Annotated in this window: 24 protein-coding genes and 1 pseudogene; 9 read left to right on the top strand and 16 right to left on the bottom strand. The window is 64.9% G+C overall.

The window, feature by feature from the left end:
- Positions 1-13 precede the first annotated feature (13 nt).
- The 7 genes and pseudogenes from VQ045_RS05300 to ypfJ form a co-directional block, all read right to left on the bottom strand.
- Positions 14-1,048, bottom strand: coding sequence for an L-threonylcarbamoyladenylate synthase (locus VQ045_RS05300; RefSeq protein ID WP_331829385.1), 1,035 nt, complete (start codon positions 1,046-1,048; stop codon positions 14-16).
- Positions 1,049-1,173: 125 nt separating this feature from the next.
- The gene (locus VQ045_RS05295) at positions 1,174-1,422 is read right to left on the bottom strand and encodes a hypothetical protein (RefSeq protein ID WP_327622356.1); all 249 of its coding nucleotides are present in this window, start codon (positions 1,420-1,422) and stop codon (positions 1,174-1,176) included.
- 125 nt (positions 1,423-1,547) lie between these two features.
- A complete protein-coding gene (locus VQ045_RS05290) occupies positions 1,548-3,056 on the bottom strand; it encodes a GH25 family lysozyme (RefSeq protein WP_331829384.1) in 1,509 nt (502 codons plus the stop codon).
- A 346-nt stretch (positions 3,057-3,402) separates the two neighbouring features.
- Positions 3,403-5,916, bottom strand: coding sequence for a glycine--tRNA ligase subunit beta (gene glyS, locus VQ045_RS05280; protein WP_442879825.1), 2,514 nt, complete (start codon positions 5,914-5,916; stop codon positions 3,403-3,405).
- Between the two features lie 412 nt (positions 5,917-6,328).
- Positions 6,329-6,478 (bottom strand): annotated as a pseudogene (locus VQ045_RS05275) (DUF559 domain-containing protein); the annotation flags it as partial.
- A gap of 209 nt (positions 6,479-6,687) precedes the next feature.
- Positions 6,688-7,131 carry an endonuclease domain-containing protein gene (locus VQ045_RS05270; RefSeq protein WP_327644972.1) on the bottom strand — a complete coding sequence of 148 codons (444 nt, stop codon included), beginning with the start codon at positions 7,129-7,131 and terminating at the stop codon, positions 6,688-6,690.
- A gap of 21 nt (positions 7,132-7,152) precedes the next feature.
- Positions 7,153-8,049 (bottom strand): KPN_02809 family neutral zinc metallopeptidase, encoded by an 897-nt coding sequence (gene ypfJ, locus VQ045_RS05265; protein ID WP_327622360.1) that lies wholly within the window; start codon positions 8,047-8,049, stop codon positions 7,153-7,155.
- 168 nt (positions 8,050-8,217) lie between these two features.
- Between ypfJ and VQ045_RS05260 the strand changes: the two genes are divergently transcribed.
- Together VQ045_RS05260 and VQ045_RS05255 are read left to right on the top strand one after the other, a co-directional pair.
- Positions 8,218-8,880: a DUF433 domain-containing protein gene (locus VQ045_RS05260; protein ID WP_331829383.1), complete on the top strand. Its 663-nt coding sequence runs from the start codon at positions 8,218-8,220 to the stop codon at positions 8,878-8,880.
- A gap of 2 nt (positions 8,881-8,882) precedes the next feature.
- Positions 8,883-9,212: a DUF5615 family PIN-like protein gene (locus VQ045_RS05255; protein ID WP_331829382.1), complete on the top strand. Its 330-nt coding sequence runs from the start codon at positions 8,883-8,885 to the stop codon at positions 9,210-9,212.
- 3 nt (positions 9,213-9,215) lie between these two features.
- Here VQ045_RS05255 and VQ045_RS05250 read toward each other — a convergent pair whose 3' ends face one another.
- Both VQ045_RS05250 and VQ045_RS05245 read right to left on the bottom strand, forming a co-directional pair.
- Positions 9,216-10,160 (bottom strand): glycine--tRNA ligase subunit alpha, encoded by a 945-nt coding sequence (locus VQ045_RS05250; RefSeq protein ID WP_331829381.1) that lies wholly within the window; start codon positions 10,158-10,160, stop codon positions 9,216-9,218.
- Positions 10,161-10,351: 191 nt separating this feature from the next.
- Positions 10,352-10,666 carry a YdeI/OmpD-associated family protein gene (locus tag VQ045_RS05245; protein ID WP_331829380.1) on the bottom strand — a complete coding sequence of 105 codons (315 nt, stop codon included), beginning with the start codon at positions 10,664-10,666 and terminating at the stop codon, positions 10,352-10,354.
- A 276-nt stretch (positions 10,667-10,942) separates the two neighbouring features.
- Here VQ045_RS05245 and VQ045_RS05240 point away from each other — a divergent pair, with 276 nt between their 5' ends.
- Complete coding sequence (locus VQ045_RS05240; protein WP_331829379.1) at positions 10,943-11,383, top strand: PACE efflux transporter; 441 nt, start codon at positions 10,943-10,945, stop codon at positions 11,381-11,383.
- 184 nt (positions 11,384-11,567) lie between these two features.
- Here VQ045_RS05240 and VQ045_RS05235 read toward each other — a convergent pair whose 3' ends face one another.
- The 4 genes from VQ045_RS05235 to VQ045_RS05220 form a co-directional block, all read right to left on the bottom strand.
- Positions 11,568-11,750, bottom strand: a complete 183-nt coding sequence (locus tag VQ045_RS05235) for a hypothetical protein (protein ID WP_327644982.1) — start codon at positions 11,748-11,750, stop codon at positions 11,568-11,570.
- A 94-nt stretch (positions 11,751-11,844) separates the two neighbouring features.
- Positions 11,845-12,720 carry a S49 family peptidase gene (locus VQ045_RS05230; RefSeq protein ID WP_327622363.1) on the bottom strand — a complete coding sequence of 292 codons (876 nt, stop codon included), beginning with the start codon at positions 12,718-12,720 and terminating at the stop codon, positions 11,845-11,847.
- Positions 12,721-12,810: 90 nt separating this feature from the next.
- A complete protein-coding gene (locus VQ045_RS05225; RefSeq protein WP_331829378.1) occupies positions 12,811-13,623 on the bottom strand; it encodes a tRNA1(Val) (adenine(37)-N6)-methyltransferase in 813 nt (270 codons plus the stop codon).
- Positions 13,610-13,828 (bottom strand): putative signal transducing protein, encoded by a 219-nt coding sequence (locus VQ045_RS05220; protein WP_327622365.1) that lies wholly within the window; start codon positions 13,826-13,828, stop codon positions 13,610-13,612. The genes VQ045_RS05225 and VQ045_RS05220 overlap by 14 nt, the downstream gene beginning before the upstream one ends.
- A gap of 320 nt (positions 13,829-14,148) precedes the next feature.
- Here VQ045_RS05220 and VQ045_RS05215 point away from each other — a divergent pair, with 320 nt between their 5' ends.
- From VQ045_RS05215 to moaB, 4 genes are all read left to right on the top strand, one after another.
- Positions 14,149-15,084: a polyprenyl synthetase family protein gene (locus VQ045_RS05215; RefSeq protein WP_442872839.1), complete on the top strand. Its 936-nt coding sequence runs from the start codon at positions 14,149-14,151 to the stop codon at positions 15,082-15,084.
- Between the two features lie 200 nt (positions 15,085-15,284).
- The gene (locus VQ045_RS05210; RefSeq protein WP_331829377.1) at positions 15,285-17,129 is read left to right on the top strand and encodes a tetratricopeptide repeat protein; all 1,845 of its coding nucleotides are present in this window, start codon (positions 15,285-15,287) and stop codon (positions 17,127-17,129) included.
- 17 nt (positions 17,130-17,146) lie between these two features.
- Positions 17,147-18,055, top strand: a complete 909-nt coding sequence (locus VQ045_RS05205) for a 4-(cytidine 5'-diphospho)-2-C-methyl-D-erythritol kinase (protein WP_331829376.1) — start codon at positions 17,147-17,149, stop codon at positions 18,053-18,055.
- Entirely contained in the window at positions 18,052-18,600 is a 549-nt protein-coding gene (gene moaB, locus VQ045_RS05200; RefSeq protein WP_327622370.1) for a molybdenum cofactor biosynthesis protein B, read from the top strand. The genes VQ045_RS05205 and moaB overlap by 4 nt, the downstream gene beginning before the upstream one ends.
- A gap of 3 nt (positions 18,601-18,603) precedes the next feature.
- Here the strand turns inward: moaB and VQ045_RS05195 are convergent, their stop codons facing one another.
- Positions 18,604-19,116, bottom strand: coding sequence for a glycosyl transferase family 2 (locus VQ045_RS05195; RefSeq protein ID WP_327622479.1), 513 nt, complete (start codon positions 19,114-19,116; stop codon positions 18,604-18,606).
- 139 nt (positions 19,117-19,255) lie between these two features.
- Between VQ045_RS05195 and VQ045_RS05190 the strand changes: the two genes are divergently transcribed.
- Positions 19,256-20,413 (top strand): PA0069 family radical SAM protein, encoded by a 1,158-nt coding sequence (locus VQ045_RS05190; RefSeq protein WP_331829375.1) that lies wholly within the window; start codon positions 19,256-19,258, stop codon positions 20,411-20,413.
- A gap of 115 nt (positions 20,414-20,528) precedes the next feature.
- The gene (locus VQ045_RS05185; RefSeq protein WP_331829374.1) at positions 20,529-21,239 is read left to right on the top strand and encodes a ribonuclease HII; all 711 of its coding nucleotides are present in this window, start codon (positions 20,529-20,531) and stop codon (positions 21,237-21,239) included.
- A gap of 103 nt (positions 21,240-21,342) precedes the next feature.
- On the opposite strand, the gene VQ045_RS05180 is transcribed toward VQ045_RS05185, so the two are convergent.
- Both VQ045_RS05180 and VQ045_RS05175 read right to left on the bottom strand, forming a co-directional pair.
- Positions 21,343-21,822 carry a F0F1 ATP synthase subunit B gene (locus VQ045_RS05180; RefSeq protein ID WP_327622373.1) on the bottom strand — a complete coding sequence of 160 codons (480 nt, stop codon included), beginning with the start codon at positions 21,820-21,822 and terminating at the stop codon, positions 21,343-21,345.
- Positions 21,823-21,832: 10 nt separating this feature from the next.
- A complete protein-coding gene (locus tag VQ045_RS05175) occupies positions 21,833-22,438 on the bottom strand; it encodes a F0F1 ATP synthase subunit B (protein WP_331829373.1) in 606 nt (201 codons plus the stop codon).
- Positions 22,439-22,457 lie beyond the last annotated feature (19 nt).

Here is a 22,457-nt window from a genome sequence, read left to right as displayed (position 1 = left end):
GTCGTTCGCGGCGTCAGTCCCGCGGCGCGGCGGCGCGGCGAAGCCGGTCGTTGATCGCCTCGCCCAGCCCCTCTTGCGGGATCGGCGCCACGGCGATGCGCGCGATCTCCGGCCGGTCGAAGCGGGCCAGCGCCGCGAACAGATTCGCCGCCGCCTCGCGCAGATCGCCGGACGGGCTGAGATTGACGATCTCGGCCGCCCCATCCGCGCCGGGCACAGGCGCATCACCAAAGGCAATCAGATAGTCCCCCGGCTCCACCTGAGTCACGTCGAGCCGGACCGAGCCGTGCGGCGCGTAATGGGATCGAAGCTGGCCGGGCGCCTCGATGCCCGAACCCGCATCCGGCGCGACGACGGCGAGCCCGGTCGCTTCGTGTAAGGCCTCTCGACCGACAAGGCCGGCGCGCAGGAGCACCAGGCGGCCCCGCTCCAGCTTGACGATGGTCGATTCCAGGCCGAGCTCCGACGGACCCGCGTCGAGGATCATTTCGATCCGGCCGCCGAGGCCACGCATCACCTGGCCCGCGCTGGTGGCGCTGACCCGCCCGGAGGGATTGGCGCTCGGCGCGGCGAGCGGACGGCCGAGGCGCGCAATGATGTCGCCGGCGATTCCCTTCGGCTGACGCAGCGCGATGGTGGCAAGGCCGCCGGTCGTCAGCGGATGAACCGGCGTTCCCCCCGCCTGCGGCAGGACGATCGTCAGCGGCCCGGGCCAGAACCGCTCCGCCAGCGCCCGCGCCATGTCGTCGAAGACGGCCAGGCGTGCCGCCATGTCGCGGTCGCTGACGTGACAGATGAGCGGGTTGAAGCGGGGACGGCCTTTGGCCTCGAATATCCGTGCGACGGCCTCGCCATTGGTGGCGTCGCCCGCGAGCCCATAGACCGTCTCGGTCGGCAGGCCCACAAGGCCGCCGCCGCGAAGGCAGGCGACCGTGCGCTCGACAGCGTCGTCGCTTTCGGCCGGAAGGCAGGTCGTCTCGATCGCACCGGCACGAGCTTCGCCCAAACAGACCGAAGCGACATCGGGGGCAGCGCGTTCAGACGTCATGGCCGGCTTCCAAACGAGACCTCATGCGGCCCCAAATGTGGAGCAGCCCGAAAATAAAAAAAGGCAGTGGCTTTCGCCACTGCCTTTTAGGGTTCTTACTGGAACCGCAGGCGGCTCGCCAGAACTTAGTTGGCGGGCTTGTCGGTCTCCGGAGCCGGCTGGACGTCGATCGTCGGAACCTCGATCGTCTTTTCTTCCGTGCCGACGTCGATATCGCCCGTCGTGACATCTGCCTTGGGCAGCTGACCGCCTTCGACGCTAACTTCCGGCAACGCGCCTTCCTCGGTCACATCCACATTGATCATCGTGAAGGCGAACCAGACCACGATCAAAAGGACGATGATACCGACGACCCAGCCAATTGTTTTATTCATTTGAAGCACCCGTACTCTAGCATGTTGGCGTAATTGTTCGGGTCTGAAACGGTTGTCTTGAGCTTTGGTTCCACGTTGATCCGATAAAATTTTGCTGAACGCCTAAAAAAGCGAAGAGCGCGGGATCAGCGCGTCGCTTCGAACGCCGCGTCGATGCGGCGGGCCGGCATGTCGAGCCCGGCAAAGCGTTGCCCAGCACCGGGTAGAGCGACGCGCGACCCGCGGTCGCCGCCCTCGGCGCCCAGCTGCGACAGAATTCGCGCCGGCATCGGCAGGGCACCGGCCTTCTTGGCCGCTTCCGCCGCTTTGACGATTTCGGCAAAACGCGAGCGCTGCCGCGAATCCAATGCGGCACTTTCGTCGCCGCCTTTGATCGGCCGTGCCTCTTCCCGGCGCGTCGCCGCTTCCGCGCGGCCGATGAACAGCCGGTCGACTTCGTTGGCGGCGTAGGCAACCGCCTCTTGCAGCGCGGCGAGATGGGTCTGGAACTCGCGGACGGCTTCACCCGACGGCTCCTCGGCCGGGGCGACGGCGTCTGCCACAAGCGCCGGCTTGTCAGCCTTCGTTGCGCCACGGGCGGCATTGGTCAGGAGTTTCAGCGGGTCCAGCCGCGCGTGCTGCTCAGCGGGGCCATAGGCGGCGACCAGCGGGCTCGTCGTCGGCTTGGCACCAGGCTTGGGCGGGGTCGTCGCGTCGGCTTCCGTCGCGACAGCAACCTTGGCCACCTCCGCCTTGGTCGTCTCGTCCAGCGAGGCGATCATCATCGCCGGATCGTCGGCGTCCGGCGCCCGCTCGATCAACTCGTTGAACGGCCAGGCGGCCTTGAGGCCGGCGACGTCCATCGTCGAAACATTGACATCGATGTCGGTCTTGGCGCCCTTCACCCGGTACGGGCAGCTGCGGCTGTCGCAATTGTGCATCGAGGAGAACTGCCACAGGGCATAGCTCGGCCAGGTTTCCTCGGGAAACTTGCCGGTAATGTCGTCCCGGTAGCGCGCATACCAGAGCGGCAGACGCGACAGCAGCGGATATTGCGCCCGCTGGGCGGAGATCGCCTTGGCGGTCGAGCCGTTGGTGTAGAGCACGGGATAGCGACCCGTGCGGATCTTGATCTGGTCAGCGAAGATCTCGGCATCGGCGAGGCTCATCCACTCCTCGGAATTGTCCTCGATGTCGAGCGCGATCAGATCGTCCTCGGCCGGCTCGGCGAAATCGACAAAATGGTCGGCCTGCTCGCGCGGATTGCCGGGACGGCCGAGATGATAGGCGCCCCAGAGGAGTCCCTTCATCTTCGCCATCTCGCGGCGGGTCATATAGAGTTCCTTGGTGACCGAATATTTCCACCAGCGGTTCTTGCACAGCTTGTAGGCGTCGTCGTCGCTCTTGCCGCAGCTCCACGCTGGCGGCAGGCCATCAGAGGCCTTGTTGATAAAGCCGGCGATGCGCTTGTCCGAGGTCAGTTCCTGCCAGTTGATCGGGTTGAACTCGTAGGCATCGATCACAAGCGCCTTGTCGTCCGATTTCCACGGAGCTTTCCATTCGGCATGAGCCGAACTGCTGATCAACAGCGTGCCCGCGACGATGGCGCAGGCAAATTTCACGGCAGCCGTCGTAACGGCGCTGAGCTTCATCATTCGCTGGTTTCCCCTCGAAGTCGCTCGAAGTCTGGTTTCGGGACGGCCCCCTGAACCCGAAGGTTCAAATCCGTCCCAAGCGGCTGAGCGCAGCTATCCCCTTCAAATCTGGCGGGTTCCGGGCAAAGCCGATCACGAAATGTTTCAGTCAGGCGTTCAGGAAGCCACAGTAAAGGCAAGACCTGACGATTTTACCACAAAGTCCCGGAAACCCTCAACTTTGAGTTAATTTTTGGTTAACGCTGCCCACTCCATCGAGCCTCGAAACACGGGGATGTGATCGCGTCGCCTGCCCCGGTAAAGGCGTTCGGGTTGAATGAAGCGCCGAATGTGGCGCCTTGCCAGCTCAGCCGGCGATCTTACCGAAATCGGCGACCTTTCGCGTCGCCGCGCGGATGCGGGCGAGCAGCGCCAGCCGGTTGGCTCGCACGGCTTCGTCCTCGGCGTTGACCAGCACCTTGTCGAAAAACGCGTCGACGGGAATGCGCAAGTTCGCGAGCCCGGCCATGGCGTGTTCGTAATTCTCGACCGCCAGCGCCTCTTCCAGCTCGATCTCGGCCCGGTCGACGGCGCCGGCCAATACCTTTTCCTCGTGCTCGGTCAACAGAGCGAGATCGACGGTTTCGGCGATGCGGGTGCCCTTCTTCTCCTCGGCGGCGAGAATGTTCGCCGCGCGGCGGGTGCCGGCGAGGAGGTTCTGACCGTCCTCTGAGTCGAGGAATGTACCCAGCGCCTCGACGCGGCGGGTAATATCGAGGATGTCGTCGTTCGGCGCGGAACCCTCGCCGCCCGACAGCACGGCATCGACAAGATCGTGCCGCGCGCCGGAGTCGCGAAGTTGCACCTTCAGACGGTCGTGGAAGAAGGCGAGGAGGTCATCGAGTAGCGCATTGGCTGAAGGATACTCATTCACTGCTGCTTTCGGAGTACGTCCCCCCGACAACTGCACGAACCACTTGCTATCCGCAGCCTTCTCCTCGATGACTACGATAAAGGGCTCGTTAGTATCGAGTTCATTTTTTGGAAAATCTTCCAGAAAATCAGGCGTTTTCAGGGCAGTTATTGTCGCATAATTCAGCCAATCTGGCTTAGAAGAGCGGATCCTGTAATAAATAACATTCCGCCCGCGCTGCTGGCTTACAAGAATATTGACATAAGATTCGAAAATCACGGGCGACAATCTCACGGTGAATTCGGACAACAACCGGATCATCCCCAGCGCCGCCCGTCTCAGCGCATAAGGGTCCTTCGAACCTGTCGGCTTTTCGTCGATCGCCCAGAAGCCGACCAGCATGTCGAGCTTGTCGGCCAGCGCCACGCAGATCGCCACCGGGTCGCTCGGCACGCTGTCCGTCGGCCCCAACGGCTTGTAATGCTCCTCGATCGCCGCCTGCACCGACGGATGCTCGCCCTGCAGCGCGGCATAGTAACGGCCCATCAGCCCCTGCAACTCGGGAAACTCGCCGACCGCCTCGGTGGTGAGGTCGGCCTTGGCCAGCACCGCCGCGCGTTTCGCCAGCGCCGCCAGTTCGTCGGCCGAAACCGCCTCGCCGCCGAGCGTCGCCCCCTCGGGATAGGCCGTCCGCGCGATTTCCTCGGCCAGTGTCGCGATGCGGGCGACCCGCTCGCCCTGCGTGCCCAGCTTGGCGTGGAAGGTCACGCCCAGCGCGTCGAGCTTGGCCATGCGCTGGTCGAGCGGCTTTGTCAGATCGAGGTCGAATTTTTCCGCCGACGCCGCCAGGCTCTTCAGGTCGGGCAAATCGGCCTGGTCGGTCTGCCAGAAATACAGAGCATCCGACAGCCGCGCCCGCACCACCTTGCCATTGCCGCTCGCGATCGCCGCGCCACCGTCGCTCGCCTCGATATTGGAAACGAGGACGAAATGGTTGGAGAGAGACGCCCCCTCACCCGGCTGCTTCGCAGCCACCCTCTCCCCGCCGGGGAGAGGAATGGCGCGCTTTTCTGCCACGTCGGAGGGGGCACGCGTGACAAAGCACTTCTGGTTGGCCTTGATGGTCGAGCGGATGATTTCCGGCGGAATCTCGAGAAATTCCGGCTCGAACTCACCCATCAGCGTCACCGGCCATTCGACCAGCCCCGACACCTCGTCCAGCAGCCCGTCATCCGGCACCACTTCGAGGCCCTTGGCGAAGGCGAGGTTTTCCGCGTCGTGGCGGATCATCTCCCTGCGCCGCTCGGCGTCGAGCACGACGAAGGCCTTTTCCAGCTTCGCCGCGTAATCGTCGAAGCGGCGGACGGAGAATTCCTCCGGCGCATGAAACCGGTGGCCCCGCGTCGTGTTGCCGGCCTTGATGCCGTCGACGGAAAAATCGACCACCACCGGCTCCTCGGTCTCCGGACCGAAGGTGCACAGGATCGATTGCAGCGGCCGCACCCAGCGCAAGGAACCCGGCTCGCGCGAGGCGGCGCCCCAGCGCATGGATTTCGGCCAGGGAAAGCCCTTGATGATGCCCGGCATCGCGTCGGCGATGATCCCCTCGGCCGGCCGACCCGGCTTTTTGATCGTCGCGACGTAGAAATCGCCCTTCTTCGGGTCCGAGCGGATTTCCGCATCGTCGATTGAGGCGAGCCCCGCGCCGCGCAGAAACCCTTCGATGGCCTTTGGCGGCGCGTCGGTGCGCGGTCCCTTGCGCTCCTCGGCAACGTCCTTCGAGCGGGCGTCGACGCCGCGAATGTCAAGGGTCAGGCGCCGCGGCGTCCAATATTCCCGCGCGCCCTCATAGGTCAGCCCGGCGTCGACCAGCGCATCGGCGACCAGCTTTTTCAGATCGCCCGCCGCCTTGCGCTGCATGCGGGCGGGAATCTCTTCGGAGCGCAGTTCAAGCAGAAGGTCGGGCATCAGTGTCTCTCCGCCCGCATGCCATTCGCCTGGTTGTGCTTCCTCGCGCCGATGGCGCTGCGGGAGCGCGGGCGGGCGGGAATCTCTTCGGAGCGCAGTTCAAGCAGAAGGTCGGGCATCAGTGTCTCTCCGCCCGCATGCCATTCGCCTGGTTGCGCTTCCTCGCGCCGATGGCGCTGCGGGAGCGCGGGCGGGCGAGAATCTCTTCGGAGCGCAGTTCAAGCAGAAGGTCGGGCATGGCTCGGCATTTCTCCACCCTCCCCTCGATGGGGAGGGTCGGCGCGTCAGCGCCGGGGTGGGATGGAATGAACAGTCGAGAGCCCTCCACCCGCCGTGGCGTCTGTCCTCGGGCTTGCCGAAGGCAAGACCCGGGGGCGGCGACCTCCCCACCAAGGGGAGGTTGGGAGCATGATCATCGATCGTCCCGCATTTGGCGACGCTCTTCGACCACGGCAAAGATCGTGTCAAGGACGGCATCCCGTTCAAGCCGGACCTCGTCGTTCCAGAAGCGCAGCACCCGGTAGCCTTGCGAGCCGAGCCAGTCCTCGCGTTGCCGGTCCTTGGCCTGGCTGGCGTGCCAGCGTCGACTTGCCGGCGCCGGGGCTGCCGACGATCATCACCGAGCGACCGATGGCTGGCACGCGTCCCTCCCCGACAGCGTTCTCACTGATGCGATCGAAACCCAGTTCCGGCCGCCGATCAACCGGCGGTCGGATCGCCCCAATGGGGGAGGGTCGAACAAGGATCCTGCCCGATCCTCGACGATCCACGTCAGGACGTTCCGGGTTTCGGCCGCGGGCGCTTCTTGCCGAGAACTTTCGGCTTGGCCGGTTCCTCCCCGGGTGGCAAATGCCGCCGCTCGTCGACCACGGCACGGATGGATTCGAGCACCGCGGCGGAATCGGCGCGGACCGTATTATTAGCGAAGCGCACGACCAGATAGCCGCACTCGCCGAGCCAGCGGTCACGCGCGGCGTCCCTAGCCTGCCGGTCGGCGCGCGCATGCTGGGCGCCGTCGACCTCGATGATGAGGCGCAGGCGATGGGAGACGAAGTCGGCGAGGTAAGGGCCGATCACCACCTGCCGATGGAAATGGCCGCCCTCACCCGGGATCGCGCGGATACCGCGCCAGAGGTGCTCCTCCAGCGCGGTTGTCTGCGCGGCGATGGCGCGGCGCGCGCGATGCGCCTTCGCCTCGAGGCGGGTCATCGCCATCACTGCGACGCCCGACGCGCCTCAGATCGCACCGCTCAGCGTATCGCAGGCGCCGAAATCGCCGCTATCGAAGCCGCGCCGGAACCACTCCTGGCGCTGCGCCGACGTGCCATGGGTGAAGCTGTCCGGCACCACGGTGCCCTGGCTGCGCTTTTGCAGCGTGTCGTCGCCGATCTGCTGGGCGGCGTTCAGCGCCTCGTCGATATCGCCGGCCTCCAGATATCCGGCTTGCTGACTGCCATTCGCCCAAATGCCGGCATAGCAATCGGCCTGCAACTCCACCCGCACCGACATGGCGTTCGCGTCCGACTCGCTCATGCGCGAGCGCGCCTGGTTGAACTTCGGCAAGACACCGGTGAGGTTCTGGATGTGGTGGCCGACCTCGTGGGCGATAACATAGGCTTGGGCGAAATCGCCCGGCGCGCCGAGCTGGTTGCGCAGTTGGTCGAAGAAGCCGAGATCGATATAGAGCTTGGAATCGGACGGGCAGTAGAATGGCCCGGTCGCCGCGCCGGCGATGCCGCAGGCCGAATCGACCCGGTCGGTGAACAAGACGAGGGTCGGCGCCGGATAGGTTTCGCCCGCCTCCTGGAAGCGCTGGGTCCAAACATCCTCGGTGTCGGCAAGGACGGTCGCGACGAAATCATCGGTCGTGTCGGCGGTGCCTGCGACGCCCGGGCCGGTGCGCTGGCTGGTCTGATAGCTGCTGCCGCCGCCATCCGCCATGCCGAGAAGCTGCAATGGGTTGATCCCGAAGCCAAGCCACAGCACCGCCGCCACGATGAGCAGGCCGATGGTGCCACCGCCCCCGGCCCGTATCGGCAGCCGCAAGCCCCCGCCACCGCGCCGGCCGAAGCCGCCGCCCGAGCCCCGCCTGTCCTCGATATTGCTCGACTGCCTGCGTCCGCGCCACTGCATCGCGACCTCTCGTGATTGAAAAGCTTCTCCGTATGACGGGGGGAAATAAGCCGTCCGGTGGAAAAGCAAATGCGATGTCGCATCCGGTGACACGGATACAGCGTTGGACCGAAAGATTATTATGGCGTATTAACGTGCATATCTATTTTACCTGAATGGATGGCAAACATGTCGAAGCCTTTGCCGAAACCGGTGGTTTCCCTCGATCAAGCGCAAACGCAGATCATCCGCTACGGTGACGCGCTGGATCGGAGCCCGGAACTCCTACGCCGCGTGTCTTTCACCCGCTCCTGGTACGCCCTGCGCGATGGCGAAACCTGGCGTTTCGCACCCAGCAAGTTTCTTCGCCGGCAATTCGAAAGGGCTGAGGACTATCTCGCAGTCAAAGGTCATCCGGACGCTGAACCGGACGGCGATCGAACCGAAAAGATGCTCAGGCAATGGTTCGCCGTCGTGCCACCGGACACGCGACTGGCGAGCGAGGTGACCGTGGCTCTGGAGGCATTTCTCGCAGCCTACGGAAAGCGAAGACGGGAAGAAGACCGGATCAATGTTCTGCATGACGAGTTGGAACAAATCCGACCCGGCGTACTCCGCCGCGCCGACGATGACAGAGCCGGCCGCATTGTCTCGGATCCCGCCATCTGCGGAGGGCGGCCGACGATTCGCGGCACGCGCGTGCGTGTTACCGATATCCTCGAAATGCTGGCCTCGGGAGCGGCACGCGGGGATATTCTAAGAGATTTCGACTATCTCTCGGAGAAGGATATCGGCGCGGCGCTGGGCTATGCCGCCGGAATGATCGACCACCGCGTCATCCGAGCGGCCTAGTCGTGCGTTTCCTGGTGGATGCGCAGTTGCCCCCCGGCTTGGCTGATTACCTGCGGGAGGCTGGACACGAAGCCGATCATGTCAATCGAATCGGCCTTGGCGCTTCCGACGATCGCTTGATTTGGGATCACGCGTGCCATACCAGAGCGGTCCTGATCACTAAGGACGCTGATTTCCTCAGCCTGGCCAACAACGAGGAGTCCGGTGTTCCAGTCGTTTGGGTGAGATTGGGAAACGTAAGCAATCCGGTCTTGCGCCACGTCTTCGAGGCCGCCTTGCCGGAACTGGTCGCGGCGCTGGACGCCGGAGAGCGAATTGTCGAGATTCGGTAGCCGTCAGGCGGCCGCGGCCAGTGCCCCGCCCGCGTCGGTCAGCAAAAACGCCTCGCCGCAGGCCTTGGCGAGGGTGCGCACGCGCAGAATATAGCTCTGGCGCTCGGTGACCGAAATGACGCCACGCGCGTCGAGCAGATTGAAGACGTGAGATGCCTTGATGCACTGGTCGTAGGCCGGCAGCACGCATTGATGCAGTGTGCCCGGATCGCTCGGCGCCCCCGCCTTCAGGAGCGCCAGGCATTCCGCCTCGGCGTCGTCGAAATGCTTGAGCAGCATCGCCGTGTCGGCGAACTCGAAATTGTAGCGCGAATATTCCTGTTCGGCCTGCACGAAGACGTCGCCATAGCTGACCTTTTCCTCGCCCTCGCGGCCGTTGAAATTGAGGTCGTAGACGTTGTCGACATTCTGCACATACATGGCGAGGCGTTCCAGGCCATAGGTCAGTTCGCCCGCCACCGGGGCGCATTCGATGCCGCAGACTTGCTGGAAATAGGTGAACTGCGACACCTCCATGCCGTCGCACCAGCACTCCCAGCCGAGGCCCCAGGCGCCCAGCGTCGGGCTTTCCCAATCGTCCTCGACGAAGCGGATGTCGTGCAACAGCGGATCGATTCCGATTGCCTCCAGCGAGCCGAGATAGAGCTCCTGCAGGTTCGACGGGTTCGGCTTCAGGATCACTTGATACTGGTAATAATGCTGCAGCCGATTGGGGTTCTCGCCGTAACGCCCGTCCTTGGGCCGCCGCGACGGCTGGACATAGGCCGCGTTCCACCGCTTCGGGCCGAGCGCGCGCAGCGTCGTCGCCGGATGGAAGGTGCCGGCGCCGACCTCCATGTCGTAGGGTTGCAGAACCACGCAGCCATAGTCGGCCCAGTAGCGGTGGAGCGTCAGGATCAGCGCCTGGAAGGAGCGGCGCGGGTCCATGTGGGAGGGCGTGTCTGACATGATAGGAGCGGTCCGGATTGGGGCCCGCGGGCGATCGCGGCGGGCGGAAACGATTGCCCGCGAGTTGCCACGCGGGCACGAGGCCGGTCAAGGTTTGGGTGGGCCGCGTCTCGGTGGGCCTGACCCGGACAGGGAATCCCGACACTAGCGTTTCCCGGGGGACGGTAGATCGGAGAGGTCGCCCAAGCCGGCTACGGACCCTTCTTCTCTTTCCGATCGATCAGGACAGCCTGCTGCCAACGGCCGGGCGCCTTGTCGGTGCGGTGAATGCACCCCGCCCAGCAGCAGGGCCGCTTCTTGCCCTCCAACAGTTCCTCACGGGTTCGCTCGATGCGTCGCCGGCGCGTTTTCGGCTGTTTCGCGTCCTCGACCCAGCAGATGAACTCGTTGCGACCGAGCAGCGTCAGGCTTTCCCACAGCGCGAGGATTTGCGGATCCGACCGCAGCGCCGCCTGAAGATCTTCTCCTGCGTCATGGACGGTGCCATGGGAAAAGGGGTTTGCCACGAGACCTCCCGGCGCGTCGCCCCGACTGGCGAGTTCGCCAATCCGCGGAACCATGGCGCAAGCTTGCCCACTGGATAAAAGAATGTCCACGATGGAGCGCGGGCATTCCGGGGAATCTGCAACAGAATTATGCATTCTGTTTCAGATTTGGAGAATACGAGGCCCTTCAAGAATTTCGCCAAAATGGCCATATGAAGTTTTGTTGTAGGACGACCTCCCCCCGTAAAGGGTAGAACTGCCGGGACGGCCCGGTTTGTCGCAATAGAGGGGAGTCCCATGCGATCGACCAGCGACCGAGTTCGCCACGCGCTCAGTTTCGAAGTCATCGGCTTGATGATTGTTACGCCGCTTGGCGCTTGGGCTTTTCACCTTCCCACCTCGCAGATCGGTGTCGTGGCTCTTATCGGGGCGACAATCGCAACGCTTTGGAATTACGCCTACAACCTCGGGTTCGACCACATGATGTGGCGCTTTTACGGGCGAACTTCTAAGACGTTGAAATTGCGGGTAGTTCATGCATTCGCCTTCGAGGCGGGATTGCTCGTTTGGGTGCTTCCTCTGTTCGCTTGGTATCTTGGCGTCGGGTTATTTCAGGCGTTCCTGATGGACGTGAGTTTCGCACTTTTCTACCTCGTTTACGCGTTCGTTTTTAACTGGGCATACGACAAGATTTTCCCACTTCCCGAGTGGAATCAGGCTGCCGAAGGGTCGATTTAAAAACTTGTGATCCGCTCAGAACTGAAACAGAATCACTGTATTCTGTTTCAAATCGCGGACCTCCGCTCGCGGCCATGCCTGGCGAGGTCCTCAACCGCCCAAACTGAACCGGATCAGAGTCGACATCCCGTCGGCCGCCGCGGCCAAAGCAGGCTTTTTGTCTCCGATCACGCGGGACGCCCGCTCAATCCTTCTTGATGCGATAAATCCCGTCGTCGCCGCGCACCAGCGTGCCTTGCGCGCCGGTCTTCATTTCGGATTCGGCGCGGCGATTGCGCTCAGCCAGACGATCGGCGTCCCGCTTCATCTGCTTGTAGCCAAACAAGGCGGCGGCCCCGACGAGGCCAAGAAGAAGAAACTGCGGCATCTTCGACCATTCTCCTGAAGGTCCGGCGATTATGCGCTGAGGCGCGCGCCTCGGCAATAGAAAGGAACCGCGCGCCCCGCGGTTCCCGCCCGTTTCAAAGCCCGAAGCGAGCCCACAGGGCGCGCTCCTCGGCGGTGCTCAATATTTCCGAAGCGAAGCCGGCGCCGATCGAGGCCAGCCCGGCGCCCGCGACCATGTCGGCGCGAATGCCCGGCTGCTTGCGGCCGAACAGGCTGCGGCTCGCCTGGATCAATACCGGTTTGACCTTGTCGCCGAAGCGGGCGCGCAAGGTGCCGCGCAGGTCGCCGATCTGATCGACAAGGCCGAGGTCACGCCCGCGCAGTCCCGACCAGAACAGGCCGGAAAACAGGTCGTCGTCTTCGACCAGCCTAGCGCCGCGACTTTGCTTGACCAGATCGATGAAGGTCTGGTGGACCTCGCGTTGCAGCGCCTTCAGATGTTCGACGTCCTCGGCCTTTTCCGGCTGGAACGGGTCGAGCGTCGCCTTGCTGGTGCCGGCGGTATGCACCCGGCGCTCGATGCCGAGCTTGGCGATCGCCTCGACGAAGCCGAAGGAGCCGGAAACCACCCCGATCGAGCCGACGATGGAAGACGGGTCGGCGATGATTTCGTCGCCGGCGCAGGCGATCATGTAGCCGCCGGACGCCGCGACATCTTCGACGAACACGAGAACCCGCTTGCCCTTCTCCTCGGCGAGATCGCGAATCCGCTGATGGATCAGCCGCGACTGTACCGGCGAGCCGCCGGGCGAATTGACGACGATCGCCACCGCGGGCGCCTTCTTGTAATCGAAGGCCTTCTGCAGGACCGGCGCGGCGGTTGCCAGCGACAGCGTCGGCCGCAGCGCGCTCTGCGAGGTCATGATCGCACCCGACAGCCGAACCACGGGGATCACGGTGGCATCGGAGCGGAAGCGCTTGGGAAGGATTTTCTGGAGGGGATTCGCCAACGGAAGGCCTTTGTTGCTGGGACAAGATCAGGCTTGGCATGTAAGCGCGATCGGCCGGTTCGCAACGCGCCGACCGCGCGTTCCGTCGAATCAGCAATCGAGCGCGATATCCGCCGTGCCCGCCGCGATCGCCTCGGCGAAGGGCTCCAACCCGCCGTCGGGCGCATGCAGCGTGCGGCCGGGCAGCACCGCGAGGGGTGCGCGTGATCCCTTGCGCCCGGCAACCATCAGGCGAATCGCCGGCGCCGCGGAGCGTGAATGAATGGGCAACACGCGAATCCCGCCCAGCCGGCCTTCGCTTGCCTGCAGCATCGCCGGCAGCGCGTCCGGCCGCACGATGGCCGTGAACCGACCGCCATGGCCGAGCAGGGCGGCACAGGCGCGCACCCAGCGCGGCAAGAAGTCGGCGTCTGTGGCAGTGAGGGCCTCGGCGCGCAACGGGTCGGGCGAGGCGCGGTGGCCGTGCGGATAGAACGGCGGATTGGTGAGAACATGCTGAAACGCACCGTCGCAAAGGCCGGCGGCCTCACGACCGGCACGACCCGCGAGGATGTCCGCCGCGACGACGCGCACGCGATTTTGATGCGCCACGTTCTCCGGCAAGGTCAGTCCCCGTCGTGCAAGGTCGGCCATGGCCGCGCTCTTCTCGACCAGCGTCACCTCGACCCGTTCGGCCCGGCAGGCCGCGGCGAGGCCGACCACCCCTGCCCCGGCGCCGATATCGGCAACACTGCCCGTCGCCGATTCGGGCAGCGTCGCGGCCAGAAGCATCGCGTCGAGACCCGACCGGTAGCCGCCGCACGCCGGCTGCAGCACCACGAACCGGCCACGATAAAACGCGTCGCGGCGAACCTGCGACGGGTCCGTGTCGTCGGCGGTGGATGCCCGATCAGGACAGTTCATGGCCGAGTTCGGCGTCTTTGAGGATTCTGCGGGCTTGGTCGAGGTGATCTGGGTCGACCAGAACGCGGCGCGGCAGCACGCCGATCGACCCATCGAGAATACTCATGTGGACATCGGCGACAAAATGCGGAATGTCCGCGTCATTCAGGAGAGCGTCGACAAAGGATATGAGAACGGCGTCATTGGAACGCATGAGTTCTTGCATGATGTGAACCGCTTCGAAAAAAGGGGCGACCGAAGCCGGGGAAAGGTGGGGCCGCATGCGGGCCGACCGGGATATAGGTGCCCGAATTGCGCCGGTCATAGCAAGGGCTGGGGCGAAACCGACGCACGTTCTCCCGGCGTGGCGGGGTCGAGGCCTTTATATCGGCGGCGCCGACGCCATCTTCGGGATCGATGTTCGGCAACACCCTCGCGGCCCGCGAGGGAAACCAACGGAGTGACATGGTGAGCTTGGCCAGCCCCGTCGGGCGAACTGATACCCGCGGTTCGATCGAACCGATCCTCGCGGTCACGGCGTCCGACATGACCCGCGTCAACGAGTTGATCCTTTCGATGGCCGGCTCGAATGTCGAGCTGATTCCAGAGATCGCCGAGCACCTGATCTCCTCTGGCGGCAAGCGGCTGCGGCCGATGCTGACGATCGCGTCGGCGCTGGCGCATGGCTATGACGGCGACGCGCATGTGAAACTCGCCGCGAGCGTCGAGTTCATGCACACGGCGACGCTGCTCCATGACGATGTCGTCGACGAAAGCGATCTCAGGCGGGGCAAGAAGACCGCCCGTACGATCTGGGGCAATCAGGCCAGCGTTCTCGTCGGCGATTTCCTGCTCGGCCAGGCCTTCAAGATGATGGTCGAGGTCGGCTCGCTCGCCGCGCTCGACATTTTGTCCACGGCGTCGGCTGTCATCGCCGAGGGCGAGGTCTGGCAGCTTTCGGCGGCCAAACACATGACGACGAGCGAGGCCGACTATCTCGCGGTCGTCGACGCCAAGACCGCGGCGCTGTTCTCCGCCGCGGCGGAGGTCGGCCCGGTCGTTGCGGGGGCCGGCATGGCCGAGCGCGAGGCGATGCGCCGCTATGGACGCAACCTCGGCCTCGCCTTCCAGCTGGTCGACGATGTGCTCGACTACGATGGATCCGCCACCGATCTCGGCAAGAACACCGGCGACGATTTTCGCGAAGGCAAGATCACCCTGCCGGTGATTCTCGCCTACCAGGCGGGTGACGAGACGGAGCGGGCCTTTTGGCGCGACGCCATGGAGGGCGGTCGCAACGACGACGAGGCGCTTCGGCAGGCCAAGGGGCTGATTCGCGCGCATGGCGCACTGGAAGCGACGATTGCCCGGGCCCGGCTCTACGGCGAGGCGGCACACGAAGCCGCGACCTCGCTGCCAGCCTCGCCAAGCCGCGAGGCGCTTCTCGGCGTTGTCGCGTTCTGCATCGACCGTGTCAATTGACACGGGCGAGCCGCCATTGCCCACCGCCGTCGCGCGGGCCGCAATCCCGACAATCTCTCGGTGCAACACCGTATTGACCCTGCATTCGCGACCGTCGCGGCTTCACCTCGGTAAGCCGCTGGACTAAGGTCAGCCAGGATTTCGGCAAGAAGTCGCCGCGCTTCATCACCGGTCGGCGTGGCCCGGAAAGAGGATTTTACGTGCAGACATCGCGCTTTCTGACATTGCTGACAGCAACCGCCCTCTTCGCCGCCACGGCGGCTCCCGCCGCGCGAGCCGCCGGCGATGGAGCGACGGCGAAACCGGCCTTGGCCCAGGCCCAGTCGCTTTCGGGCGCCTATCTCGCCGCCAAATCGGCGCAACGCGACGGCGATCTCGAGGCCGCCACCGATTTCTTCGCGCAAGCCCTGTCGATGGACCCGACCTCCGACCTGTTGCAGCAGGACGCAATGTTCGCCTTTATCGCCGACGGGCGCTTCAAGGACGGCGTCGACATGGCCGCGAAGCTGCGCGACGCGCCGGAGGCCAGCAAGGTCGCGCGCATCGCGCTGGGTATCGATGCCCTGAGCAAGGGCAATTTCGATGCCGCCATCACCGAATTCGATCTGCCCAAGCCGAGCGATCTCGATGCCCTCCTGATCGGCCAGTTGATCGCCTGGTCCGAGCTTGGCGCCGGGCGGACCGACGCGGCATTGTCGCGACTCGACACGCTCACGGGGGCGCCTTGGTTCGCGATCTTCAACGATTACCAGAAGGGCCTCATCGCCGATGTCGCCGGGCGTCCGGACGTTGCCCGCATCGCGCTTCGCAAGGTTGTCGATGACGAGGAATCGGCCCGAACCTCGCCGGACGCCTATCTCGCCGCCGCCGAAGCGCTGGCGCGGCTGGAGACTCGCGCCCGCAACACCGATGCCGCGCTTCAGGCGATCGAGGCCGGGCTGAAACTCGTGCCGACCTATGACCCGCTGCTGCTTCTGAAGGAGCGCGTCGAGAAGGGCGAGACGATCGAGCCCGCCGTTACGGGTGTCCAGGAAGGCGCCGCCGAAACGCTCTACATTCTCGGGCAGGCGATCAATCGCGGCGACGGCCAGCAGGTCGCGCTCCTGTATTTCCAGTTGGCTCGCGCCGTCGCCCCGCGCAATCCGGCGCTGCTGACCGCCCTTGCCGGGATCGCCGAGCGCTCCGAACGGCTGGATCTGGCGATTTCCTATTATCGGGAAATCCCGGAAAACTCGGCCTATCGACGCACCGCCGAACTGCAGATCGGTCTCGATCTTTGGTATGCCGAGCGCAAGGACGAGGCCAAGGCCCATCTGACGCGGGCCGTGCGCGACTATCCGGACGACATCAAGGCCCATACCGCGCTCGCCGACGTGCTTGCCGCCGACAAGGAATTCAAGGGGGCCGCCGACGCCTTGAACAAGGCGATCGCCCTTTCCGAACCCGGAAAGACGGCGAACTGGAACCTCTATTACCAGCGCGGCATCGCCTTTGAACGGACCAAGCAGTGGGACAAGGCCGAGCCCGACTTCAAGACGGCGCTCGAACTTTCGCCGAACCAGCCGCAGGTCCTGAACTATCTCGGCTATTCCTGGGTCGACATGAACGAGAACCTGAAAGAGGGCCTCGACATGATCAAGAAGGCCGTCGAGTTGCGCCCCAATGACGGCTACATCATCGATTCGCTCGGCTGGGCCTATTTCCGCCTCGGCAGTTTCGAGGAGGCGGTCGAGCAACTCGAACGCGCGGTACTGATCACGCCGATGGACCCGACCATCAACGACCATCTCGGCGACGCCTATTGGCGGGTCGGCCGCGCGCGGGAGGCCAGGTTCCAGTGGGAGCGCGCCCTCGTCGGCGAGCCGAAGCCGGAGCAGGCGGCCGCCAAAACCATCCGCGCCAAGCTCGCCCGGGGCCTCGATCCGGCGGACGTGAAAGCGAAGGCACCCGCCGACGGTGCGGCAACGGACGTCGAGCGGGCGGCCCGCAACAGTTCTTCTGGCGGTCCGATCAAGGCGCCCGGCTCCGACACTAAGGCCGATTGAGCCCGGGCGGCGGGTTCTTGCCTCCTCTCGCCATACCGCCGACCCAGCTGCTGGCCCCGGCGAAGATCAACCTGGCCCTGCATGTCGTCGGCCGCCGCGCCGACGGCTACCACTGCCTGGAAAGCCTGGTCGTTTTCGCCGCCGATACCGGCGACAGCATCACGGTCGCGCCATCTCCAGATGCGCTAGATCGACTGGAGGTCGGCGGCCCCTTCGCCGTCGACGTGCCGGTCGGCGCCGACAACATTCTGCTGCGCGCCGCCAGTTTCGCCAGAACATTGCTAGCCGAACGGGATTTGGCGCTGCCGCCGCTCGCGATCCACCTCGACAAGCGACTTCCGGTCGCTGCCGGCATCGGCGGCGGATCGGCGGATGCGGCGGCGCTTCTTCGGATTATCGCGGATCGCGTGCCCGATGCGGCGCGACGCCTTACCCACGAATCGATCGCGCTCGGCGCCGATGTGCCGATGTGCCTCGACGGGCGGGCCGCGCTGGTTACCGGGATCGGCGAAACCGTGTCGCCGCTGGCGGTTCTTCCTCCCCTGCCCCTGCTCATGGTCAACCCGCGCGAGCCGGTGTCGACCGCCGCGGTGTTCGCGAAGCTGCCACGTTGCGACAACCCGGCCTTGCCCCCGTTGCCGCCGGGCGGATTCCCCGATATTGCGGCACTCGCCACATGGCTTTCGCAGACCCGCAACGATCTGGAGCCGACGGCGGTGGACATGGTCCCGACGATCGACGCCGTGCGCGAACGGCTTATTGCCGAAGGTGCCCGCTTCGCCCGCATGTCCGGCTCCGGCGCCACGGTCTTCGGCCTCTTCGAGGACGCGGGACACATGCGACGGGCGCGAAGCCGGATCGAATCGACCTGTCCCGGCTGGTGGGTGTCGGGACCGAACCGATATAAGGATTTGCGCGAGACATGAGCACGGACAAACCCTTCATTCCTCTGTCGATCGCGGTCCTGACCGTGTCCGATACGCGGTCCATCGACGACGACAAGTCCGGCTCCGTTCTCGTCGCCCGGCTTGAAGAGGCCGGTCATCGCCTCGCCGACCGCAAGATCGTCCGCGACGAGATCGAGGAAATCCGCAACGTCGTCACCGCTTGGTGCGAACGCGACGACGTCGACGTCGTCATCACCACCGGCGGCACGGGGTTCACCGGCCGCGACGTCACGCCGGAGGCTCTGGAGCCGCTGTTCGAAAAGCGCATGGACGGCTTTTCCGCCGTCTTCCACCGGATTTCCTACGACAAGATCGGCGTCTCGACGATCCAATCCCGCGCCACTGGCGGAGTCGTCGCCGCCACCTTCGTCTTCGCCCTGCCCGGCTCGCCGGGCGCCTGTCGCGACGGATGGGACCATATTCTCAAGGCGCAGCTCGACTACCGGCACAAGCCATGCAACTTCGTCGAGATCATGCCCCGACTCGACGAACATCTGCGCCGTGGCGGCGGCGGCAACGCCTGAGAGCTATTTTGTCTTGAGCGCTGGCCTGATCTCCACCGCCAGACGCTCGACCGCCACGCCCTTGGCGACCTCCTCCAGATTGAAGGCGAGCCTGGAGAGGCCGATCGCCTGCGGCTTTTGCACAAGGAAGCCCTCGGCGAGCGCGGTGCGAATCTGCCGGAATCGCTGCAGGAAGCTCGGCCGGTCCATCCGCGCTCGGCGAAAACGCGCCGTCGCGATCTTCGCCGTTCCGCGCGCCACATCCTCGCCGTGGTCCGTTACGGCGCCGATCCATCCTGGCATCAGCCGGGCGCCGGGCTCCATCAGCAGCAGCCAATCCCCCTTGGCCGTCTCGATCGCCACGCGGAACTCCTCCTCCGCGACCACCCGGCAGCCGGCGTGATCGGCGACCTTGCGCGCCGCAGGCCCCATTCCCCGATCGACCAGCACGACCTCGCGAACGACGCCCTCGACCGCGCCCGGGATGAGCGTGGCGAGACTCGCCGCAAGCTGTCTGTCGTCCGGTCCGCAGTCCATCAACACGCTGAGCATATCCCCGCTTAGCCGAGCCTGCCCCCAAAAACCAGCGGTGGAACTTTTTTGTTCTTGTATTGTTCTCATTTCCGAATTAGGACTCTATTCATACATCGAACGAGCGAGCCGGAAGGTTCCGACCATGCAGGACATCAAGAGCGCCGATCGCGCGGCTTTCGCCGCCCCTGACGGCATAGATATCGCCAATCACATCGTCGCCGAATCGGGTCTGCGGATCGGCTTCGAGCGGCGGCGCGGGCGTGGCGCGGGGATCAATCCGAGCGGCCGTTACGAGCCCTTCGCGCGCAGCGCCGTCGACGACGGGTGGAACAGTCTCGACGAACTTCCGGCGTTCAAGACCGACGTCCAGGTCGAAAAACCCAAGACGATCATCACCCGCAACAGTTCGCCCGACATCTCGTTCGACCGTTCGGTGAATCCGTATCGGGGTTGCGAGCACGGCTGCGTCTATTGTTTCGCGCGGCCGACCCACGCCTATATGGGGCTCTCCGCCGGGCTGGACTTCGAATCCAGGCTGTTTGCCAAGCCGAATGCCGCCGAGCTTCTGGAAAGAGAGCTTTCCAAGCCAGGCTACGAGGTGAAATCCATCGCCATCGGCACCAATACCGACCCCTATCAGCCGGTCGAGAAGACCTGGCGGATCATGCGCGAAATTCTCGAAGTGCTGGAAGCCGCCAACCATCCCGTCGGGATCGTCACCAAGTCCGCCCTCGTCCTGCGCGACATCGACATTCTCCAACGCATGGCGGCGAAGGGATTGGCGAAGGTCGCCCTGTCGGTGACCACCCTCGACCGGACACTTGCCAGAGCGATGGAGCCGCGCGCGGCGACCCCGGCAAAGCGGCTCGAGGCGGTCAAGACGCTCAGCGAGGCCGGCATTCCGACGATGGTGATGATGGCGCCGATCATTCCCGGCCTGACCGATTCGGAAATCGAACGTGTGCTCGAATCGGCCAGCACGGCCGGCGCACGCGAGGTCGGCTACGTGCTCTTGCGCCTGCCGCTCGAAGTCTCGCCGCTATTCAAGGAATGGCTGCTGCGCCATTACCCCAATCGCTACCGGCACGTCTTGGCGCTGCTGCGTTCGATGCGTGACGGCAAGGACTACGACGCCGAGTGGAACAAGCGGATGCGCGGCACCGGACCCTATGCATTCCAGATTCGGCGACGCTTCGAAATGACGGCCCGGCGGTTGGGTCTCAACGAAACGCGCACCGAACTCAGATGCGACCGGTTCACGCCGCCGAAGGGGGCCGGCGTCCAACTGGCGCTGCTCTGATCCCACCCCGGGGAGACTTTTCCCCGCTCGATCGTCTGGCCGCCAGCCCCTCGCGGTCCGGCGCACTCGCCGGTTCTTCCCCCGGGAGGCGGCGAGACTTGTGGAGAATCGGAGAATGCGCGAGTCTTGCCGCATCATGGCTCGCCGTTCCTCCGATTCTCCGGTTCCTTCCATGCCCGCCGCGCGCCGCAAGGTCGCGAGACGGGCCGGTCCCGACTATGTCCGGGAAGCGGGGTTGATCGCACGCGGCTTGCGGCACATCGCCGGCATCGACGAGGCGGGCCGTGGTCCGCTGGCGGGTCCCGTGGTCGCAGCGGCTGTCGTGCTCGACCTGCGCCGGCTGCCGGACGGCCTCAACGACTCCAAGAAACTGGATGCTGCCAAGCGCGAGTGGCTGTTCGCCGAAATTCTCGCATCGGCCCATGTCGGCATCGCTTCGGCGAGCGCGGCGGAGATCGACCGCTTCAACATCCGCGGCGCGACGCTGATCGCCATGCGGCGCGCGCTGCACGCGCTGCCTCAGACGGCCTGCCATGTTCTCGTCGACGGCCGCGACATACCGCCGCTGTTGCGCTGTCCGGGCACCGCAGTGATTTCCGGTGACGCGCTGTCGCTGTCGATCGCGGCCGCCTCGATCGTCGCGAAGGTCACTCGCGACCGAATCATGTGCCGCGTCTGCGGCGCCTTCGACGGCTACGGCTTCTCCCGCCACATGGGCTATGGCACGCCCGAGCATCTCGCGGCGATCGCCCGGTTGGGTCCGACCCCACTCCACCGGATGAGCTTCCGGCCGTTGCGCGCCGATCTTCTGGACGCCGCCGAATAGAGCGTTCGTCCGGTCGTGGAGGACCATCCGGAACGAAAAAGGGCCGCCAATGGCGACCCCTTCGTCAAAGTCTTTCCGCGCGCCGCGGGTGTCGCGGCAGCGGTCAGTTCAGATGCTTGCGAACTTCGCCGATCGATTCGTCGATGAAACGGCCAGCCTCGCTACCCGAATTGCGGTCCGCCAGAACCTTGGCGGCCGCGGCGACGGCGAGATTGACGGCCGATGCCCGCACCTCGGCCACGGCGTCGCCTTCGGCCTGGGCGATCTTGGTCTCCGCCATGGCCGTGCGACGGGCGACATATTCCTCGTTCTTGCGATTCGCGTCATCGAGCAACAGCGTCGCTTCCCGCTTGGCGGCGGCGACGATGTCCTTGGCTTCCTGCTCGGCTTCCTGGCGACGACGCTGATATTCGGCCAACTGCTGCTTGGCCTCCTCCTTCAGCTCGCGCGCCTCCTCGATCTCGTTGCGGATCCGCGCCGCCCGGTCGTCGAGCGACTTTCCGACCTTGGTCGGCGCCTTCAGATACCAGACCAGCGCCAGAAAGATGACGAGGGCGACGAAGGCCCAGAATGAATTGTCCATCGTCGTCTCCTCAGCTCCGAATGGCCGTCAAGGCGCCAGCGATCTCATCACGCGAGACCTCGAGCTGTGCGACTTCGCGCAGGATGGTCTCGGCGGTGTCCTCGGCGATCACGCCGACATCCTTCATCGCCTCGGTCTTGATCTCGGCGATGCGGATCTGGGCCGCTTCCAGTTTTTCGTCCAACTGCCGGTCGAGGCGCTTGCGCTCCTGCTCGGCATCTTCGCGTGCCGAGTCGCGAGCGTCATGAGCGATCTTGTGGGAGCGATCGCGTGCCTCCGCCAGCTCTTGCTCGTAGGCTGCCTGGGCTTCATCCGCGTCGGACTTCATCCGCTCGGCGGCCTCGAGATCGAGCGCGATGCGATCGCGTCGATTTTCCAGGACGCCCGCGATCCGCGGCAGAATCACCTTCTGCAGAACCAGGTAGAAGACGCCGAAGGTAATCGCCAGCCAGAGCAGCTGCGAGGCGAAGAATTCGCTGTTGAAGGGCGGGAAAACACCTTCGTGTTCGCCTTCGATGGCGATCGTCTCGCCATGCGCGGCCGCCGTGTCGTTGGCGGGAGGCAGATCGACGGCGTCTGGGTTTTCAGTCTGCGCCAAGGCTTGACTTACGAACATCGGTGGCTCCGGCAAAGCG

This window comes from Aurantimonas sp. E1-2-R+4 (genome assembly GCF_036549515.1).
GTDB classification, from domain to species: domain Bacteria; phylum Pseudomonadota; class Alphaproteobacteria; order Rhizobiales; family Rhizobiaceae; genus Aurantimonas; species Aurantimonas coralicida_A.
This window is presented reverse-complemented; position numbering and strand designations above follow the sequence as displayed.

Bases quoted from the DNA above. Each gene is read 5' to 3' on its own strand.
- VQ045_RS05300 (WP_331829385.1), bottom strand. From the start codon at position 1,048: ATGACGTCTGAACGCGCTGCCCCCGATGTCGCTTCGGTCTGTTTGGGC.
- VQ045_RS05295 (WP_327622356.1), bottom strand. From the start codon at position 1,422: ATGAATAAAACAATTGGCTGGGTCGTCGGTATCATCGTCCTTTTGATC.
- VQ045_RS05290 (WP_331829384.1), bottom strand. From the start codon at position 3,056: ATGATGAAGCTCAGCGCCGTTACGACGGCTGCCGTGAAATTTGCCTGC.
- glyS (WP_442879825.1), bottom strand. From the start codon at position 5,916: ATGCCCGACCTTCTGCTTGAACTGCGCTCCGAAGAGATTCCCGCCCGC.
- VQ045_RS05270 (WP_327644972.1), bottom strand. From the start codon at position 7,131: ATGGCGATGACCCGCCTCGAGGCGAAGGCGCATCGCGCGCGCCGCGCC.
- ypfJ (WP_327622360.1), bottom strand. From the start codon at position 8,049: ATGCAGTGGCGCGGACGCAGGCAGTCGAGCAATATCGAGGACAGGCGG.
- VQ045_RS05260 (WP_331829383.1), top strand. From the start codon at position 8,218: ATGTCGAAGCCTTTGCCGAAACCGGTGGTTTCCCTCGATCAAGCGCAA.
- VQ045_RS05250 (WP_331829381.1), bottom strand. From the start codon at position 10,160: ATGTCAGACACGCCCTCCCACATGGACCCGCGCCGCTCCTTCCAGGCG.
- VQ045_RS05240 (WP_331829379.1), top strand. From the start codon at position 10,943: ATGCGATCGACCAGCGACCGAGTTCGCCACGCGCTCAGTTTCGAAGTC.
- VQ045_RS05235 (WP_327644982.1), bottom strand. From the start codon at position 11,750: ATGCCGCAGTTTCTTCTTCTTGGCCTCGTCGGGGCCGCCGCCTTGTTT.
- VQ045_RS05225 (WP_331829378.1), bottom strand. From the start codon at position 13,623: ATGAACTGTCCTGATCGGGCATCCACCGCCGACGACACGGACCCGTCG.
- VQ045_RS05220 (WP_327622365.1), bottom strand. From the start codon at position 13,828: ATGCAAGAACTCATGCGTTCCAATGACGCCGTTCTCATATCCTTTGTC.
- VQ045_RS05215 (WP_442872839.1), top strand. From the start codon at position 14,149: ATGACCCGCGTCAACGAGTTGATCCTTTCGATGGCCGGCTCGAATGTC.
- moaB (WP_327622370.1), top strand. From the start codon at position 18,052: ATGAGCACGGACAAACCCTTCATTCCTCTGTCGATCGCGGTCCTGACC.
- VQ045_RS05195 (WP_327622479.1), bottom strand. From the start codon at position 19,116: ATGGACTGCGGACCGGACGACAGACAGCTTGCGGCGAGTCTCGCCACG.
- VQ045_RS05190 (WP_331829375.1), top strand. From the start codon at position 19,256: ATGCAGGACATCAAGAGCGCCGATCGCGCGGCTTTCGCCGCCCCTGAC.
- VQ045_RS05185 (WP_331829374.1), top strand. From the start codon at position 20,529: ATGCGCGAGTCTTGCCGCATCATGGCTCGCCGTTCCTCCGATTCTCCG.
- VQ045_RS05180 (WP_327622373.1), bottom strand. From the start codon at position 21,822: ATGGACAATTCATTCTGGGCCTTCGTCGCCCTCGTCATCTTTCTGGCG.
- VQ045_RS05175 (WP_331829373.1), bottom strand. From the start codon at position 22,438: ATGTTCGTAAGTCAAGCCTTGGCGCAGACTGAAAACCCAGACGCCGTC.